The following is a 17,629-nucleotide window of genomic DNA, read 5'->3' as shown; positions in this document are numbered from 1 at the left end:
TACGTCGTGGCACGGCGAGTTCGCATGGCAATACCCTGGTGACATGCTTCTCAGCCTCTCGAACGTGCCCCGCGACTACGCCTGGGGGTCGCCTACGCTTCTCGCCGACCTGGAGGGCCGCACCCCCACGGGCGGTCCCGAGGCCGAGGTGTGGTTCGGCGACCACCCTGGAGACCCTGCGGATGTGCAGGGCGACGGGACGCTCGACGACGTCACCGGCGGATCCCTGCCCTACCTGCTGAAACTGCTCGCGGCCGCATCGCCGCTGTCGATCCAGGTGCACCCCACCATCGAGCAGGCGAGAGCGGGGTGGGCGCGGGAGTCGGCGCTCGCTGCCACGGACCCGAACCGCAACTATCGCGACGACAATCACAAGCCGGAGCTGCTCGTCGCTTTGAGCGATCGCTTCGAGTCGCTCAGCGGGCTGCGGCCCGTCGAGGATACGCTGCGCCTGCTCGACGTGCTGGGAGAGAGCGCGGGGGTCGCGGAGCTCGCCTCTCGTCTCGACGGCCAGGGTGACGTGCTGCGCGACACGATCGGCTGGCTGCTGTCGGGTGACGCGCAGGCGGTGGTGGATGACATCGTGGACGCGGTGCACACGGCGGCAGGCTCCGCGTCGGGCGAGTGGGCCGCCACCCTTCGTGGAGTGGCTGCGATCGCGGAGACCTACCGGGGTGACCCGGGTGTGGTCGTCGCGCTTCTCATGAACCACGTGGTGCTGCGCAGGGGAGAGGGCGTCTTCCTGAGGGCCGGTCTGCTGCACGCCTACATCTCGGGGCTCGGGGTGGAGATCATGGCGGCCAGCGACAACGTGCTGCGCGGAGGCCTCACTCCCAAGCGCATCGATGTGCCTGAGCTGCTCTCGATCCTCGACACGACGACGGGTGAAGTGCCTGTGCTGCGTCCGGCGGCGGCGGATGCCGTCACCGTGTACCCGGTGCCCGTCGCCGACTTCTCGCTCAGACGGATCGAGCTCGACGATGCGAGTGTCGTGATCGACGTGGACGGACCCACCATGGTCCTCGCCACGGTCGGTCGTGTCGTGGTGAGCGGCGCAGACGGTGAGCGGCGTGAAGTCCCGGTCGGCACGGTCGCGTTCGCGACGCCCGAGGAGGAGCGCCTGACGATCAGCGGTCGAGGCGAAGTGTTCGTCGCCGCTCCCGGCGATCCTGCCGCAGAAGGGTGACCCTCGGCGCGGGCGTGCGACACGCCGTGCGGCGGTCAAGAACCTTCAAGACCGGATTGAGGGTTTACGATCCGCGACTTGACCGATGCGAATGACACGGGTGTAATTAGTTGAGCACGGCCCGCCGAGGGGGCGGAATTTAGGGGTTGGAGAGCGAGATGACGGGTTACCGTTCAGACGTACCGGAGAACTGGTTCGTCGATCCGATCAACCTCGGTGTCCCCGGGGTTCGGAAGATCGAGACCGACGACGACAATGCTCTGGCATGGCAGAGCGATGCGCTCTGCTCGCAGACCGATCCCGAGGCCTTCTTCCCCGAGAAGGGCGGGTCCACCCGCGACGCCAAGCGGATCTGCACATCGTGCGACGTCCGCGGCGAATGCCTCGAGTACGCGCTCAACAACGACGAGCGCTTCGGGATCTGGGGCGGCCTCTCGGAGCGCGAGCGCCGCAAGCTCAAGCGTCGCGCCAGCTGATCCGGTATGCGACAGTCGTCGGGAGGCGCGCTCCGAGCCGCTCCCAGCGACATGTCACCCGAGGCGACTCGCGATTCTCATTGCTTCGCGGCCACGCCGAAGCAGGTATGCCTCGGAGTCCTGCGGCGCGCATAGGCTGACCAGGTCATGCCAGCCCGAGTTCATGCAATCATCGTCGCGCGCCCCGGTTCTTCCGCCCGCGCGCAGCTGCTCCGCACACTCGATGCGTTGCGCTCCCAGACCACACCCCCAGCCGCGATCACCCTGGTGATGTGCGGCGATGCAGCCTCGGCTCGTGAGAGCGGGGCCATCGCCGGCGCTGTCGAAGGCATCATCCAGGCACGCGGCGGTACGTCGTTCGCCGATGCGGTCGAGCTGGCCAGACCTCGCATCCTCGAGGGGAGTGCCGTCTGGCTGCTCGCGCATGACACCGCGCCGCACGAGCGCGCTCTCGAGCGCCTGGTCGGAACCCTCGAGCGCTCGCCGTCTGCGGCGATCGTGGCGCCCAAGCTCGTTCACACGGACAACGAGCGCGAGATCGTCTCCCTCGGTGTCAGCATGACGACTCTCGGACGCGCCGTAGAGCTGGCAGCCGGTGAGCTGGATCAGGGACAGCACGACGGCAGCGACGACGCGCTGGGTGCAGACATCCGCGGCATGCTGATCCGCGGCGAGGTCCGTGACGCGCTTCGGCCGGATCCGGCCCTCGCCGGAGCGGATCTGGGACTCGATCTCGGAGTCCGCGCCCGGCTCGGCGGCGGACGTGTCGTGCTCGCGCCGTCGGCGAGAGTGTCGGTCTCGCCCGATGGACCAGCGGCACTGCCGACCGCACGAGGCAGGCGCGCCTTCGCGACCAGACTTGCGCAGCTGCACCGCAGGCTCGCCTACGCCCCGGCGATCGCCGTGCCGCTGCACTGGTTGAGCCTGCTCCCGCTCGCACTCTGGCGATCGATGACCGATCTGATCGGCAAGAGGCCGGAGGCGGTCGCTCCCGAGTGGGCCGCGGCAGTCACGGCGATGTTCCGCTTCGGCGCGATCGCTCGCTCTCGTGCGCGCATCCGTTCGTTCCGGACATCGAGCTGGTCGAGCATCGCACCGCTGCGGGTGAGCAGCTCCGACCTGCGTCGACGGCTGGACGACGGCCATGGCAGCGAAGGCGGATCCGCCAGCGAACTTCGATTCTTCTCGGGCGGCGGCGCCTGGGCGGTGCTCGCCGCGCTCGTGGTCAGCCTCGCGACCTTCACCACGATCCTCGCGTGGCCGGTGCTCGGTGGCGGAGCCCTGCTTCCGCTGCGCGAAACGGTCGGAGCGCTCTGGAACGACGCGGCCTGGGGGCTGCGAGGTCTCGGAGTCGATGTGGTGGGTCCGGCCGATCCGTTCGCCGGTGTGCTCGCCGTGCTCGGCTCGCTCTGGCCGGGTGCCCCGTCGTTCTCCCTCGTGCTGCTCTGGGTGCTGGCGCTGCCGCTTGCCGTGCTCGGCGGCTGGTTCGCCGCAACGCGTGTGACGGATCGAGCGGGCCTGCGCATCTTCGCCGGAATCGTGTGGGCGCTCGCGCCGACCTTCCTCACCGCGCTGGTCGACGGTCGCCCAGCAGGAGTGCTGGTGCACCTTCTGCTGCCGTGGCTCTTCCACGCAGCAGCCGTGGCCCACCGTTCATGGGGCGCGGCGGGAGCCGCATCCCTCCTCTTCGCCGCGGTGGCGGCGTGCGCGCCGTCGCTGGCCCCGGCGCTCCTGCTGCTGTGGGTCGTGGCGCTCGGCATCACTCTGGCCGGGGCGCGGATCCGCGGGGCCGTCCGCCTCCTGTGGGTGCCTGTTCCTGCCGTCGCGCTCTTCGCTCCGCTCGTGCTCTGGCAGCTTCGCCACGGTGACATCCTCGCGGTGCTCGCCGATCCCGGTTCGGTCTGGAACGGTCCGCAGGCGACGGCCGATGCGGCAGGAAGGCTCGCCCTGGCCACGGGGTTCCCCACCGGAGACATGGCCGGATGGGCCTCCTGGCTCGGCGTCGAACTCGCGCCGTGGGTCGCGGTGCTGCTGGCCCCTCTGGCCCTTCTCGCTCTCGCATCGTCGGTCGCTCCTCGCTGGCGGGCGGGGATCACCCTTCTGGTCGTCGCACTGTCCGGCCTCGCCACCGCATTCCTCGCCGTCGGCGTCGCAGTGTCCTTCGCCCAGGGGGAGCCTGTCGCGATCTGGCCGGGCTCCGGTCTCAGTCTCGCCTGGGTCGGCGTCACGGGAGCCGCCCTCGTGACCCTCGACACCGCGTTGTCGATGCCACGGGTGCGAGTCCTGAGCGCGGCGGTCGCCGGACTGTCGATCGCGGTGTGCGCGGTTCCGGCGCTCGCCGCATTCCACTCCGACTCCTCCGAACTGACCGACGGCCCTGCGTCGACGCTGCCGGCGTACGTCGCCGCACAGGCGGGCGCTGACCGTCAGATCGGCACGCTCGTGCTCACCCCCCAGAACGACGGAGGGCTCGCGACCGAGGTCGCGTGGGGCGGAAGTGAGACGCTGAGCGCCCAGACGACGATCCTGTCGACAGCGACGCAGCTGCGCGGTGCCGACCTCACGACGCTGGCGGTCGACCTGCTCTCGGCGCGCGATTTCGATGCCGCAGACGAGCTGGGGATGACCGGGATCTCCTACGTCCTCGTCGCTCAGGTCTCCGGCGAAGAGTCCGATCGTGCCCGCTCCCTGCGCACGGCGGCCGTGACATCGCTCGACCAGCGGGCGGGATTCGTTCAGGCCGGTTCCACCGACCGCGGTGTGCTCTACCGGCTCGAGGCCGATGCCTCGCCGCGTGCCCCGCTCTCGTCAGCTGAGCAGGCGACGGCCCGGCTCGTGATCACCATCCAGCTCGTGCTCGTTCTCGCCGCCCTGCTGCTGTCGGTGCCGACGCGTGCGTCGCGACGGGCGGCGCGTGCCAGGTCGCGAATCGTGGGACGTGCACCGGAAGAGCCGCTCGTTCTGCCGCGACACCCCGAGGACCGCGAAGACTCCGATGATCGTGAAGATCCCGGCACGTCGCGCGAGCATGACGGGGTCTCTGCGGTCGCCGGGACGACGGACGATGGATCCTCCGCGACACCAGAACTCGATGCGTCCTCGGAGACCGGTTCCCCGAGCAATCCGCATCAGGACGCGGAGACCGATCCCGGCGACGCCGTCGACGATGCCGACCACGACGCGGGCACGAAGGGTCATGTCGGCCCGGACTCCGAACAGGACGAGAGGGAGCGACGATGACCGGCAACCGTGCATTCCGGGTGGCGGCCACCGGCGCTCGAGTCCTGACTGGCGCGGTCGTGGCAGGGGCGTGCGTCGTCGGCGTCGCGTTCGGCGTCACGGCGACGTGGCCGACGGTCGTGCACGAGCCCGCTCAGGCACAGGTGACGCCCCTTCCGGGCGACACCGTGCTCGTGTGCAACGGCGATCTCCGCGCCGTCGGACGCGATCCGTCGAATCCACTCGAGATGGTGTCGGCGGCAACACCCGAACTGACGGTCGAGGGCTCGTCGGGCAGACCGGAGTCGAGCCCCCTGCTTGCGAGGGACCTCGCCGACGGCGGAGCCGCCCTGCGCCTCGTCGGCATCGTCGATGGGCGCCAAGCCCCCCTGCTCGGCGCGACCGAGTCCGCGAGTCTGGCAGAGGCGGATCTGTCCGGCCTCGCCGCGGCTCCCTGCCGCCCTCCGAGCATCGAGTCGTGGCTCGTGGGGGGAACGGTCGCCACAGGAACCGAAGATCTCATCGTCCTCACGAATCCGGGCGTCGTGCCCTCGACTGTGTCGCTCGGCGTCTACGGGTCGGTGCGGGCATCGAGCACCGTGATCGTCCCCGCGGAGTCGCAGGTCGCGCTCCCGCTGACATCGATCGCCGCCGGCTCCGACTTCCCGATCGTCAAGGTGACAGCGACTGGCGCGCCGGTGCGTGCCGTACTGCAGTCTTCGCTCACCCGAACGCTGGACCCAGCGGGAATCGATCTGCAGGATGCGGTTCCCGCCGCGCAGCGTCAGCCGGTGCTTCCGGGCATCGAGGTGTTCGAGAACCAGGGCGACAACGCCGACATGGCTGTTCTGCGTCTGATGTCGCCCGAGGTCGATTCCGAGGCCGTGGTGAGGGTCAGCAAGGTCGGATCGTCGACGGTCGTCGACGAGTTCACGGTGCCGCTCACCGCTGATCTGCCGACGGAGCTCTCGCTGTCGGCGCTCTCGCCCGGCAGTTACACGATGAGCATCGAGTCCGACAACCCTGTGCTCGCCGGCGTGAGACAGCAGGACGGCGCGGGCCCGCAGGACGACTTCGCCTGGGTCACACCGGCCCCGGAGCTCGAAGACGACGTCTACATGGCTGTTCCTTCCGGACCGAATCCCCGCCTCGTGCTCGTCAATCGTGAGGAAGCCGATGCAGTGGTGCAGGTCGCACCCGCACCGGGGGGAGAGCCGACCGCGGTCACCGTGCCCGCGGGCTCCTCCGTGTCGGTCGATGTGAAGCCGCGCACCGTCTACTCGATCTCGACACCGACACCCGTGCACGCCTCGGTCACGATGGCCGCGGCCGGTGAGCTCGCGGTGTGGCCCATCTGGCCCGCGGCGGGGGCGCAGCAGAGCATCACCGTCTACCCGTGACGATCTGGGCGGTGATGGTCGATCCGCGACCTCAGTGGTCGTGACCGCCCATGTCCCAGGGTTCACGGCCGACGTACTCCGCAGCGGCTCGGAACACGGCGCTCTCGATAGCCATCCGCCGGTGAGCGCCGTCGTCGTGCCCTGGCGGCAGCAGGCGCTCGATCGGAAGACGGAAGAGCACGATCCGAGCCTTCTCGTGATCGAGGTGCCAGCGCGGCACTTCATCCGTCGCCTCGAACGCCGGCATGGCGCCGATCTCGAACCTGACCTCCTGCAGCTCCGGCCAGGTGCCGCGAAGGAACTCCACCGCCGTGCCGACGGTCAGATCGAATCGGTCGATGCGACCGTCGAGAGGGGCCAGCGGCGGACGCACGACCTCACTGCGTCCGAGTCGCCCATGCCGTCCGTGCCTCGCCCCACGTCGGGGTGCTTCGGAGGTTCGGGGACGACGGGGCATAGCGAAAGTCTAGGCCGAGTCTGTCGGCCGGGGCGGCGCGGCATCCGCTCGACCGGAGAACCTGGACGTAGCCTGGCGTGAATGGACGGAAGACTCTGCTCGAAGGTCGGCTGCGCGCGTGAAGCCGTGGCGACGCTCACGTACGACTACGGCGATCAGATGGCGGCGCTCGGGCCACTGGGGATAGCGCGGCATCCGAACGCTCACGATCTGTGCGCGCAGCACGCGGATCGGCTGTCAGTGCCCGCGGGGTGGCTCGTGATCCGTCATGAGGCGCTTCGCGCCTGAGTTCTTCACTTCGGTGGATGAGACACGCCGCCCCGCGGCGGTGAGTCCTCGGAGCACCCGGCTACGCTGACCGCGGATGCGCCAGGGCGGCGCCGCCGGAAAGGCAGCTGTGATCGTCTGGCGACGCTGGATCTTCCCTCTTCTTCTCGTGCTCGTCTTCGGAGCATGCGCCGCGGCTCTCGTGAAGATCGCGTTCTTCCCGGACAGCAGCGAGGCGATGGTCAGTCCTGAGGCGTCGATCGGAGACCCGGTCATCCCGGTCGAGCGAGGCTCCGTCGTGAATGCCCTCACCCTGAGCGGCAACGTCGCCCGCGACGAGGCCTTCCCGGTGCGCGCAGAGGTCACCGGGACGGTCATCGCGGTGCACGTGCCGGAAGGGGCGACGGTCGCGGCAGGCCAGAAGCTCTTCACGATCAGGCAGGACGAGCCGAAGAAGGATGTGGATGTCGTCGCTTCCGAGGCGGGCGACGTCTCGGAGATCGCTCTGGTCAAGGGACAGGCGACGTCCGCGGGTACGGAGATCTTCACGCTCACGCCGGCGCGCTACCACCTGCTCGCGACGGTGGAACCGGTGCAGCTGTATCGCCTGGTGAACGCGCCGTCCGAGGCATCGGTGACCATCACCGGCGGACCGGCGCCGTTCGCCTGCACGGGAGTCCGCGTGCAGGTGAGCGCCGAGGGCACCGCGAGCGTCAGATGCGCGGTGCCGGGCGACCAGGTCGTCTTCGCGGGCCTGCCCGCGACGATGGATCTCGCGCTCGGACAGGTCGACGACGCCCTGGTGGTGCCGGTCACGGCCGTGCAGGGCGGGGCCGGCACCGGCAACGTGTGGGTCGACGCCGGCGACGGCGCCGAGCCCGAGGAGCGGCCTGTCGAGCTCGGCGTGAACGACGGAACCATGGTCGAGGTCGTCTCCGGTCTCGAAGAGGGCGAGTCGATCAGACAGTTCGTTCCCGGATTCGTCGCACCGGTGGAGGAGTTCTGCTACGAGATCGAGCCCGGCGTGGAGCAGTGCGACAGCGGGGTCAGCTGGTGACGCTCGTCGCACTCAGCGATGTGACCAAGAGCGTCCGGCTCGCCGATGACTCGGAACTGGAGATCCTTCGGGGCATCTCGTTGGAGGTGAGTGCCGGTGACCACGTGTCGATCGTCGGCAGGTCGGGCTCGGGCAAATCGACGCTGCTCAACATCCTCGGGATGCTCGACGCTCCGACCACCGGGTCCGTGTCGTTCGAAGACCGCGAAGTGCGGCGCATGCGCTCAGGGCGGCTGGACAGGCTGCGCGGGGACAACGTCGGCTTCGTCTTCCAGCAGTTCAATCTGCTGCCTGGGCGCACGGCGCTCGACAACGTGATGATGCCGCTCGGGCACGCACGGGGGCGGATGTTCTGGAACAGGAAACAGATCGCCGCCGACATGCTCGAGCGGGTCGGCCTCGGCCACCGCATCGAGCAGGTCGCCGACCGCCTCTCCGGAGGCGAGCAGCAGCGGGTCGCGATAGCCCGGGCCCTCGTGCGCCGCCCCGTGCTGATCCTCGCGGACGAGCCGACCGGAGCTCTCGACATCGACACGGGTGCGTCCGTCATGTCGTTGCTCGACCAGGTGGCGACCGAGACCGACGCCGCACTCGTCACGATCACGCACGACCTCCATGTGGCCGCCCGAGCCAGGCGGCACTACCGGCTCGACGCCGGAGTGCTCGAGACGGCGGATCTCAGCCGCGCCTTCGAGGCCTCCACGCTCGCCGCCTCCGTCCCCTCCGCCGCATCGGCCGACTCGGGGGCATCCGCGCCCGCCACTGTGCCAGCCATGCCGGCTATGCCTTCCTCGCGTCGCGGAGCAGTGTCGTGACCGGCATCCTCGGCGCCCTTTCGGACGCCTGGTCGGAGATCCGTGTTCATAAACTGCGGGTGCTGCTCAGTCTGATCGGCATCGCGGTCTCGGTGGCGGCACTCACCGGGGTCGTGGCCATCTCCGAGTATCAGCGCCAGTTCCAGGCCGAGCAGTCGGACCGCTGGGGTGGTCGGGCAGCGACGCTGGTCGTCACGATCAGCAGCGACGACGGCGCACCCGTCGACTTCGACGCCTTCGACGAGCGGTTCACCGGCGTCGCTGAGCGATTCGAGTTCAGCCACACCGCGCGGATCGCGCAGGGCATGGTCGTCCCCGTGCAGCTCCCTGACGGCATCGTCGACGTGAACTCGCGATTGATCGACCCTCTCTACTCGCAGATCCACCGCGAGCAGCTGCTCGAGGGGCGCTGGATGCGCGATGCGGATTCCGACGCGCTCTCACCGCCCGTCGTGATCACGGAGGCGCTGTGGGACCGCATCGGGCGGACACCCGTCGCTCAGCACCCGACGCTGACGCTCGCAGGGCCCGCAGGCGGCACGTACCAGGTCGTGGGCGTCGTGCCTCGCCAGGGGTTCGGCGACGAGGAGCTGCGCGTCGACATCCTCTACGACGCGTATCGTGCTCGCGTCGATGCCCTGCCGGAGGGAGCATGGCCGCAGTACGAGATCTGGCTGGGCCAGGGTCAGGTCGACGAGATCGCACCCGTGCTCGCGATGGATCTTCGGGCGGGACTTCCGGAAGGGCAGACCGTGTCGGTCAGCCGCTCGGACTGGGCGGCCCAACCCGGTGCGCTGGATGCGCAGGCGACGTTCGAGATGGTCACCGGCGGCATCGCGGCGGTCATCCTCGCGCTCGGAGCGTTGAGCCTGATCAACATCCAGCTGGTCGCCATGCGGCAGCGGGTGCGTGAGATCGGCGTGCGTCGCGCGTTCGGGGCGACGTCGGGCAGGGTCTTCTTCTCGGTGTTCCTCGAGAGTCTTGTGGCGACCACGGTGGCCGGGCTCGTCGGCATCGCGATCGTGGTCGCGGTGCTCCGCTCCGATTGGGTGGTGACGTCGCTCTTCTACGGCATCCAGGACATCCCGCCGTTCCCGATGCGAGCGGCCTTCGTCGGTCTCGCGGCGTCGATCCTGGTCGGTGCCGTCGCCGGCTTCATCCCGGCCCTGGTCGCACTGCGGGTGAAGGTGATCGACGCGATCCGATTCTGACGTGCGCCCGGCGGCCTCCCGACCGGACGAGCGCTCAGACGCCGACGCGACGCCCGGTGAGCTTCTCCGCTCGGCGATCGGCGTTCTGCAGCGCTCTGCGCTCCCGCTCGCGACGGAGCACGGTGATGCCGATGAGCGCCACCTCGGGCGCGGCCTGGGGCAGGGGTGAGACGAACGGCGAGGCCTCGGAGAGCAGATCCTGCGCCACCCTCGCTCGTGCAGACGGCACCATTCGCGGAGCGCTCTGCAAGAACTGGGAGATGCGACGGGCGAGGCGGTCGGGCAGGCGGGCCACATCGGCGATCTGGGCCCAGCCGGCGAGCATCGGCGGCAGCACCGGGACGCTGGGGATCAGCTTCGGCGTGCGCACGCGCTGGCTGTAGGTGCCCGCGACCATGTCTCCGAGGCGCTGGGATCGGGCGCTGAACGCCCCGGCGAGCACCGCGACGCTGCCCAGCGTCATGTAGATCTCCAGAACGCCCAGAAGCGCCCGGATGAAGGCGTGCCGGAATCCGGTCGCGCCCCCGTCGAGGCGTACGATGCGACCACCCACCGCGAGCTTTCCGAGGCTGCGGCCCTTGAGAGCGACCTCCATCGTGATCGGCAGCACCACGAAGCTGATCACGATCGAAGCGATGAAGGCGATCGTGTCGGTCGCCTGGTCGAGAACTCCGATGTCGAGCAGCCAGATGCGCAGGAACAGGGTGAGCACGAAGACGGCGATGCCGACCAGGAGATCGATGATCGCCCCCGCGGCTCGCAGGACGAATCCGATCGGCTGCACGTCGATCGCGACGGCTTCGCCGGAGAGAACCTCATCGGATGCATCGAGCGGGACGGACATGGGTACAGTAAATCAGGTGGATGCCGATGCGTTGACAGATGCACGCCGCGCCGAGTGGGAGCGACTCGACGATTTGAGCCGCGCCCGCCTCGACGGGGCGGGCGTCGACGAGCTGATCGTCCGATACCGTGCGGCATCCGCTGACCTCGCGGAGCTGAAGACCTCGGTGGGCGAATCGCCTCAGGGCGCGTATCTCTCGACGATCCTCGTGCGCGCACGGCTGCGACTCACGGGCGCATCCGACAACATCCTCACCCAGACCGGCCGCTTCTTCTCCCTGCAGCTGCCGGCTGCCCTCTATCGACTGCGCTGGACGACGCTCGTGGTCGCGGTGTCGTTCATCGCGGTCGTGGTCGGCGCCGCCGCATGGATCTCGTCAGACCCGGCGCTTCTGGCCACCCTCGGCCCGCCCGACCTGCTCGAGCAGTATGCGGACGAGAGCTTCACCGGCTATTACACCGAGAACCCCGCGGCGGTCTTCATGGGCATGGTCTGGTGGAACAACGCCTGGATCGCCCTGCAGTGCGTTCTGTTCGGCATCACCGGCCTCTGGCCGATCAACGTGCTCGTACAGAATGCGATGGGTCTCGGGGTATCCGGCGCCGTCATGGCCGCCCACGATCAGGTCGATGTGATGATCCTCTACATCCTCCCGCACGGCCTTCTCGAGATGACGTCGATCTTCGTCGCCGCGGCCGGCGGACTCCACCTCTTCTGGTCGTGGGTCGCTCCGGGGCATCGATCGAGAGGCGAGTCTCTCGCCGCCGAGGGACGCTCGCTCGCGACGGTGGCGATCGGACTCGTCTTCGCGCTGTTCGTCTCGGGCCTGATCGAGGGTTTCGTGACCGGGTGGTCTCTGCCCTGGCCGATCAAGATCGGCATCGGCGTGGCCGCGCTCGCCGCGTTCCTGATCTACATGCTCGTCATCGGCGGTCGCGCGTATCGCCGGGGCGAGACCGGCGACCTCGTCGAGTATGAGGCAGGGACACCGCGACTTCTGGCCGGCTGAGGTCTCAGCGGTTCACAGCCGCCCGGAGGCCTTCAGCTCGAGGTATCGGTCGGCGATCCGAGGCGGCAGTGTCTCAGGATCGGCGGCGATGGCCTCGCCTCCGGCGCGACGCACCGCATCGGCCACGTTCTCCGCGTCGCGCATGGTGCGTTCAGCGGCGGCCGCGAGGTAGATCTCCTCGCGCGAACCACGCTGCATCGCGAGATCCGCGATGCCGTCGTCCGTGACGGATCCGACGAGGATGGACGTCGCCCTGCTCGCATCGGGGAAGGCGCCGAGGAATCCGCGTGCCGACTCGGCGGCATCCTGTGCGGTCAGCACGACGATCAGCGCGGGGCGGGTCGTGAGGGTGCGAACCGCGGCGAACGCGCCCGGCCAGTCGGTGTCGACGAGGCGGGCGTGCACCGGGGCCATCGCGTCCGTCAGGGCGGGCAGAAGCGCGGCGCCGTCGACGCCGGTGACTCGAGCCCGCACGACACGGTCGTACATGAGCAGATGCACGTGGTCACCCGCTCGCGCCGCGAGGGCAGCGAGCAGAAGCGATGCCTCGAGGGCGGCGTCCACTCTCGTTCCGTCGCCGACGCGCGCAGCCGCGGTGCGCCCCGTATCGATGATGATCACGACGTGGCGGTCGCGCTCGGGTCGCCACGTCCTCAGCATCGTGGTTCCCGCCCGGGCGGTCGCCCGCCAGTCGATGGACCGCACGTCGTCGCCCCGGACATACTCCCGCAGAGAGTCGAACTCGGTCCCCTGACCGCGCACCTGGATGCTCGTGTTGCCGTCCAGCTCCCGCAGCCGTGCCAGCCGTGAAGGCAGGTGCTTGCGCGACGAGAAGGCGGGGAGCACCCGGACGGTTCCCCGCACCGTGTGGCGGGCCTGCCGTCCGGCGAGGCCGAGCGGACCCCGTGACCGGATCATCACGAACTCGCTTGCGAGCTCCCCTCGACGCCGGGGAAGCAGCGGCATCGAGACGCGTCGCCGTTCGCCCGGTGGGATGCTGAGTCGCTGACGCGCCTCGCCCGCGCCCGCCGTCGGCTGCCATGCATCACGGATCACCGCGTGCAGGGTGCGGCTGCCCTGATTCTGCAGCGCGACGCTCACCGGAACCAGTTCTCCGATCCGGGCGCGGGCCGGCACGCGCCTCGTCACGACGACGGAGCGAGGGCTCGGTGCCAGCAGTACGTCCAGCACCACCAGCAGCACGCACAGCAGCACCCAGATGCCCAGCGCGGCATACGGCGGGAACTCCGCGAGCCCGGCGAGGACGAGCGGGACGATGCCGACGGCGACGGCAAGCGCGAGACGGCCGGTGACGAACACCTAGATCGGCACCCTGGTCTGCTGCACGACGGACGTGAGCACGGCATCCGCCGACACGCCCTCCATCTGCGCGTCCGGACGCAGCTGCAGTCGGTGTCGCCAGACCGGCACGAGCATGGTCTGCACGTGATCAGGGGTGACCGCGGTCGATGCGTTGAGCCACGCCCACGCTTTCGCGGCGGCCAGCAGGCCCGTCGAGGCGCGAGGACTCGCGCCGAGCTCGACCGATGGCGACTGGCGCGTCGCTCTGGCGAGATCGACGACGTAGCCGAGGACGTCATCGGTGACCTCGACGCGCCCGGCTGCATCCTGCGCCGCCCGGATCTCGTCGGCGGAGACGGTGGCCTCGACGCCGGTGAGCTCGCGAGGCGAGAAGCCCGACGCGTGCTTGCGGAGCACCGACACTTCGGCGTCCCGCTCAGGCATTCCCACGACGAGCTTCATGAGGAAGCGGTCGAGCTGCGCCTCCGGAAGCGAGTAGGTGCCCTCGTGCTCGATCGGGTTCTGCGTCGCCGCGACGAGGAACGGATCGGGCAGTGGGCGGCTGACGCCGTCGGCGGACACCTGCCGCTCCTCCATCGCCTCCAGCAGGGCGGCCTGCGTCTTCGGGGGCGTGCGGTTGATCTCGTCGGCGAGCAGGATGTTCGTGAACACCGGGCCCGCACGGAAGTCGAACTCGCCCGTCCTGGCGTCGTACACGAGCGAGCCGGTGACGTCGCCGGGCATGAGGTCGGGCGTGAACTGCACGCGCTTCGTGTCGAGGCCCAGCGCTCGCGCGAACGAGCGCACGACCAGCGTCTTCGCCACCCCCGGCACGCCTTCGAGCAGCACGTGTCCTCGTGCCAGCAGCGACACCAGCAGGCCGGTCACGGTGCCCGCCTGGCCGACGACAGCCTTGTCGACCTCCGTGCGCACACGGTGCATGGCCTGACGCAGTTCGGCGTCGTTGAATGTCTCAGCGGTCACGTGGTGTCCTCGGCTTCCGTTCGGATGGATGGACGGCGGTTCGGTGGGTTCGGCGGATCATTCGGATCTCCGCTCTGTGAAGGAGGAAGCGTCGACCGCGCTCTCGAGCTCTTGCAGGCGCCGCGCGAGGTCGATCAGCGATGGATCATCGGAAGGCGTCGCACCCCCGAGCAGGTCGTGCAGAGATCCACGGGGGATGCGCAGCCGATCGGCCGCGGCATCCGCGACCTCCTCGGCGCTCGCGGTCACGGCGAGTCCGAGCCTGCGCGCGAGCCGACGCCTGCTGCCGTCGCGGATCGCCTCGGCCGCATGCGCGGCGTCGCCTGCCTTCGCTGTCAAGCGCGCCCGTCCGTGCATCGTCTCCGAGGCGCGCACGGTCACCGGAAGAGTCTCGGCGACGAGAGGTCCGAAGCGCTGTCCGCGCCACAGCGCTGCTGCGACGCCGGCGATCATGAGCAGCAGGATGGCGGGCGTCACCCACCCGGGCGTGAGCGAGCCGAGCGTGTCGTCGGTCTCGCCTTCGATGTCGGTGTCGTCGAAGCTGGGCACGTACCAGACGACCCGGTCGGTCTGACCGAGCAGAGCGAGTCCGAGGGCGGCGTTCCCGTCTTCCGCGAGGTAGGCGTTGCTGAAGAGACGCGCGCCCTCGACGACGGCGTGCGTCTTGCCGTCGGTCTCGTCGATGAGCACGGCCGCCGCGTCGCCTGCGCCGAAGCAGCCCTCCACGCCGTCTGCCGGCGTGAACAGTCGATCAGGGCGGATGGTGCCGACATCCGCGAACTCGGGGGCGTCGCAGTCGGCCGGCACCGGAGTCGAGTCCGGAGTGGCGTTCTCGCCGATGCGCAGAAGGGTCAGCAGATGAGTGCTGCTCGAGAGGAACACGACTCGCTGGGCCGGTTCGATCAGCTCGGAGATCCCGTCGTCGGAGAGCGTATAGGGATTGGCCATCACGAGTGTGGCGTCGTCGTCGAGCGCAGCTCGTGCCTCGTTCCGCGAGCGGAACACCGAGACCTCGACGCCGTTGTCCTCCAGGATCCGGGCGATGGCCATGGCTCCGGAATCGCCCACGCTCTCCGGATCGAGTGAGCCGCGTTGATCGGGCATGCGCACGCCGACCTGTATCGCCACGAAGACGCCGCCGAGAACGAGCGCCACGACGATCGCCCACCCGAGCAGCGACCGCGATCTTCTGCCGCGAGGCGCGCGTTCGGCCGTCGACGTCAGGGCATCGCGCTGCTCGACCACGCTCACGCGGGCACCGCCTCTGGGCGCAGCGCACTCAGACGGTCGTCGGTGGCCGCGAGCTCGGCGTAGCGCTCAGCAGTCGCGGGATGCCGGAGGTAGCGCACGTCGTCGAAGGAGATCGCAGCCTGGCGCACCGGTGTAGTCTCCGCAGGGAACACGACCGAGACCTCGCGAGCGATCGCCTGCGCGGTCGCTCCCGGGGAGGGATCGATGAGGTCGCGCTCGAGGAGCCCTCGGGCGAGCGCGCGGAATCGCAGGATGGTCGCCTCGTCCCAGTCGCCTCCGCGTGCACAGCGATCGGCATCGGCTCGCAGCTGCGCGGCCGAGCGGTCGTCGTCCGCGCCGAGGAGGCCGGACCCGGGCCGACGGACAGCCTGGGCGCGGCGCGGGCGGCCCCAGATGATGAGCGCCGCCACGAGGGCTCCGAAGACGATGATGCTCACGATGATCAAGGCTGAGGGCCCCACGCTGGCGCCGTTGTCGGAGCTGAACAGGTCGGCGAGGAATCGTCCGATGTCACGAGCGACGAGGTCGAACCAGGTGGGCTTCGCATCGGCGTAGCGCGGATCGGAGAGCTCCTGCTCGGCCCATTGCCGCGCATCGTCTCCGTCGGGGACCCACACGTCGTCGAGCGAGCGGATCATGCAGGTCCTTCGCTGCCGGCTCCGGGCGCGGCCCAGGTGGATTCGTCGGGGGAAGCCGGCGAAGCCGCAGGAGCCGGGGGAGCAGCAGGGGGCGAGTACGCGGGCGGCGCCGAGGCGCCCGCGGGCGACTGAGGCGGGGCAGGTGCGACCGCTCCTGGATACGGCGGCTGCGCCGGGTAAGACTGCGCCGGGTACTGCTGCGCGGGGTACTGCTGAGCGTAGGGCGGCCGCCCTGAGTACTGCTGCGCCGGGTAGGGCTGCGCCGGGTACTGCGGCCCCGGGTACTGCGGCGCCGGGTATTGCTGAGGGTAGGGCGGCTGCCCTGAGTACTGCTGTGCGGGGTATGGCTGTGCCGGGTACTGCGGCATCTCATAACCGGCGGCCGTCATCGTGGCCCATTCCGGGATCTGCTTCGGCGGCGGAGCGCTCGAGACGGCGCGTGCCGGATCGACGGCGAACGGATCGCCGAGCTGCTCGTCCGTCCATCCGAGATCGCGTCTCTCGACATGACTGATCAGCGCCTGATCGAGACCCTCGTACCGCATCCGGCTGTCGAGATACACCAGAGTCCCGGCGGTGCTCTGCACCACGAGGGTGATGGCCTGCAGCACGAGCAGCAGGATCTGCGGGGCGAGGAGCGCGAAGACGAACCCCATGATCGCCGCGGTGTCGGCAGAGCCGGTCGGAGCGATGGTCGACCCGAGCATCGAGCTCACCAGTGAGACGGGCAGATTCACGAGCTGCATCGCCACACCCATGATGGCGCCGATGAGGAAGGTGACTCCCCAGGCGATCCAGAAACGACCGCGGGTGAGGCGCCACGAGCGCACGAGCGCATCGCGGAACTTCGCTCGCTCCAGCACGAGGATCGACGGCACGAGGAGCAGTTTGGTCGTGAGCCAGACCATGAGGGGGACGATGGCGAGCAGCAGGACCACGATGAGGATGACGATGCCGCCGATGGCTTCGACGGAACCGCCGAGCCCACTCGCGACGAAGCCGGCGATGATGACGAAGAGGATCACGATCACGCCGAAGACGAAGATGACGGAGAGCGACGCGAACGCCGCGAGCCGCCAGAACGACGGGATCATCTTGCGCCAGAGGGTCTTGAGGCTCGCCTTCACCCCGATCGCGGCGAAGCCGACCTCGGCTGCGACGACGCCCTGCATCAGGGCGGTGAAGGCGACGGATGCGAGGCCCACGGCGATGCCGGCGACGATGTTCATCGCGATGGTGCCTGCGAACACGGCCTCGAAGTCCGCAGAGGAGGGCGACAGCGACTCGAGTCGCGTGAACGTGGTGACGAACACGAAGCCCATCACCGTGGCGCTCAGCACGACGACCGCCAGCTGGATCACCACCCCGAAGCCGAAGAGGACCTTGGGGTTGTGCCGCAGCGCGACGAACGACTTGCTCAGCAGCATCCCGAATGTCAGCGGATGCAGGGGGATGATGCCCTTCTTCGGGGCAGGGGTCCACGTCTGGCCGCTCACCGGCACTCCCTCCGTCG

16 protein-coding genes are annotated in these 17,629 nt (G+C 69.4%); 9 read left to right on the top strand and 7 right to left on the bottom strand.

The genetic code is table 11. The features are described 5' to 3' along the window. The first annotated feature begins 43 nt into the window (after nucleotides 1-43). From manA to RU09_RS16510, 4 genes are all read left to right on the top strand, one after another. Nucleotides 44-1,186 (top strand): mannose-6-phosphate isomerase, class I, encoded by a 1,143-nt coding sequence (gene manA / locus RU09_RS16525; RefSeq protein ID WP_042541938.1) that lies wholly within the window; start codon nucleotides 44-46, stop codon nucleotides 1,184-1,186. A 158-nt stretch (nucleotides 1,187-1,344) separates the two neighbouring features. Further along, a complete protein-coding gene (locus RU09_RS16520; RefSeq protein ID WP_079112584.1) occupies nucleotides 1,345-1,662 on the top strand; it encodes a WhiB family transcriptional regulator in 318 nt (105 codons plus the stop codon). A gap of 147 nt (nucleotides 1,663-1,809) precedes the next feature. Continuing rightward, nucleotides 1,810-4,902: a glycosyltransferase gene (locus tag RU09_RS16515; protein WP_156145958.1), complete on the top strand. Its 3,093-nt coding sequence runs from the start codon at nucleotides 1,810-1,812 to the stop codon at nucleotides 4,900-4,902. After that, entirely contained in the window at nucleotides 4,899-6,281 is a 1,383-nt protein-coding gene (locus tag RU09_RS16510) for a DUF5719 family protein (protein ID WP_042541937.1), read from the top strand. Before RU09_RS16515 ends, RU09_RS16510 begins: the two co-directional genes overlap by 4 nt. Nucleotides 6,282-6,312: 31 nt before the next feature. Here RU09_RS16510 and RU09_RS16505 read toward each other — a convergent pair whose 3' ends face one another. Then, nucleotides 6,313-6,654 carry a metallopeptidase family protein gene (locus tag RU09_RS16505; RefSeq protein ID WP_042541936.1) on the bottom strand — a complete coding sequence of 114 codons (342 nt, stop codon included), beginning with the start codon at nucleotides 6,652-6,654 and terminating at the stop codon, nucleotides 6,313-6,315. A gap of 165 nt (nucleotides 6,655-6,819) precedes the next feature. Between RU09_RS16505 and RU09_RS16500 the strand changes: the two genes are divergently transcribed. From RU09_RS16500 to RU09_RS16485, 4 genes are all read left to right on the top strand, one after another. Next, nucleotides 6,820-7,026, top strand: a complete 207-nt coding sequence (locus RU09_RS16500; protein WP_042541935.1) for a DUF3499 family protein — start codon at nucleotides 6,820-6,822, stop codon at nucleotides 7,024-7,026. Nucleotides 7,027-7,102: 76 nt separating this feature from the next. After that, nucleotides 7,103-8,062 (top strand): efflux RND transporter periplasmic adaptor subunit, encoded by a 960-nt coding sequence (locus RU09_RS16495; protein WP_231567644.1) that lies wholly within the window; start codon nucleotides 7,103-7,105, stop codon nucleotides 8,060-8,062. Beyond that, nucleotides 8,059-8,877 (top strand): ABC transporter ATP-binding protein, encoded by an 819-nt coding sequence (locus tag RU09_RS16490; RefSeq protein WP_042542172.1) that lies wholly within the window; start codon nucleotides 8,059-8,061, stop codon nucleotides 8,875-8,877. The genes RU09_RS16495 and RU09_RS16490 overlap by 4 nt, the downstream gene beginning before the upstream one ends. Further along, nucleotides 8,874-10,088, top strand: a complete 1,215-nt coding sequence (locus RU09_RS16485; RefSeq protein WP_042541934.1) for an ABC transporter permease — start codon at nucleotides 8,874-8,876, stop codon at nucleotides 10,086-10,088. The genes RU09_RS16490 and RU09_RS16485 overlap by 4 nt, the downstream gene beginning before the upstream one ends. 34 nt (nucleotides 10,089-10,122) lie before the next feature. Here the strand turns inward: RU09_RS16485 and RU09_RS16480 are convergent, their stop codons facing one another. Next, the gene (locus tag RU09_RS16480) at nucleotides 10,123-10,932 is read right to left on the bottom strand and encodes an RDD family protein (RefSeq protein WP_042541933.1); all 810 of its coding nucleotides are present in this window, start codon (nucleotides 10,930-10,932) and stop codon (nucleotides 10,123-10,125) included. 16 nt (nucleotides 10,933-10,948) lie between these two features. Between RU09_RS16480 and RU09_RS16475 the strand changes: the two genes are divergently transcribed. Then, nucleotides 10,949-11,941, top strand: a complete 993-nt coding sequence (locus RU09_RS16475) for a stage II sporulation protein M (protein ID WP_042541932.1) — start codon at nucleotides 10,949-10,951, stop codon at nucleotides 11,939-11,941. A 12-nt stretch (nucleotides 11,942-11,953) separates the two neighbouring features. Here the strand turns inward: RU09_RS16475 and RU09_RS16470 are convergent, their stop codons facing one another. The 5 genes from RU09_RS16470 to RU09_RS16450 form a co-directional block, all read right to left on the bottom strand. Then, on the bottom strand, nucleotides 11,954-13,261 hold the full coding sequence (locus tag RU09_RS16470; RefSeq protein WP_042541931.1) for a DUF58 domain-containing protein: 1,308 nt from the start codon (nucleotides 13,259-13,261) through the stop codon (nucleotides 11,954-11,956). After that, nucleotides 13,262-14,185 (bottom strand): AAA family ATPase, encoded by a 924-nt coding sequence (locus tag RU09_RS16465; protein WP_042542171.1) that lies wholly within the window; start codon nucleotides 14,183-14,185, stop codon nucleotides 13,262-13,264. Between the two features lie 99 nt (nucleotides 14,186-14,284). After that, nucleotides 14,285-15,478 (bottom strand): DUF4350 domain-containing protein, encoded by a 1,194-nt coding sequence (locus RU09_RS16460; protein WP_156145957.1) that lies wholly within the window; start codon nucleotides 15,476-15,478, stop codon nucleotides 14,285-14,287. Continuing rightward, the gene (locus RU09_RS16455; protein WP_042541930.1) at nucleotides 15,475-16,116 is read right to left on the bottom strand and encodes a DUF4129 domain-containing protein; all 642 of its coding nucleotides are present in this window, start codon (nucleotides 16,114-16,116) and stop codon (nucleotides 15,475-15,477) included. Before RU09_RS16455 ends, RU09_RS16460 begins: the two co-directional genes overlap by 4 nt. Further along, the gene (locus tag RU09_RS16450; protein ID WP_042542169.1) at nucleotides 16,113-17,612 is read right to left on the bottom strand and encodes a glycerophosphoryl diester phosphodiesterase membrane domain-containing protein; all 1,500 of its coding nucleotides are present in this window, start codon (nucleotides 17,610-17,612) and stop codon (nucleotides 16,113-16,115) included. Before RU09_RS16450 ends, RU09_RS16455 begins: the two co-directional genes overlap by 4 nt. Nucleotides 17,613-17,629: the final 17 nt, after the last annotated feature.

The organism is Microbacterium sp. MEJ108Y, assembly GCF_000834175.1.
Lineage (GTDB): Bacteria > Actinomycetota > Actinomycetes > Actinomycetales > Microbacteriaceae > Microbacterium > Microbacterium forte.
Note: the sequence above shows the minus strand (reverse complement) of the source record. Positions and strands in the feature narration are given on the sequence as shown.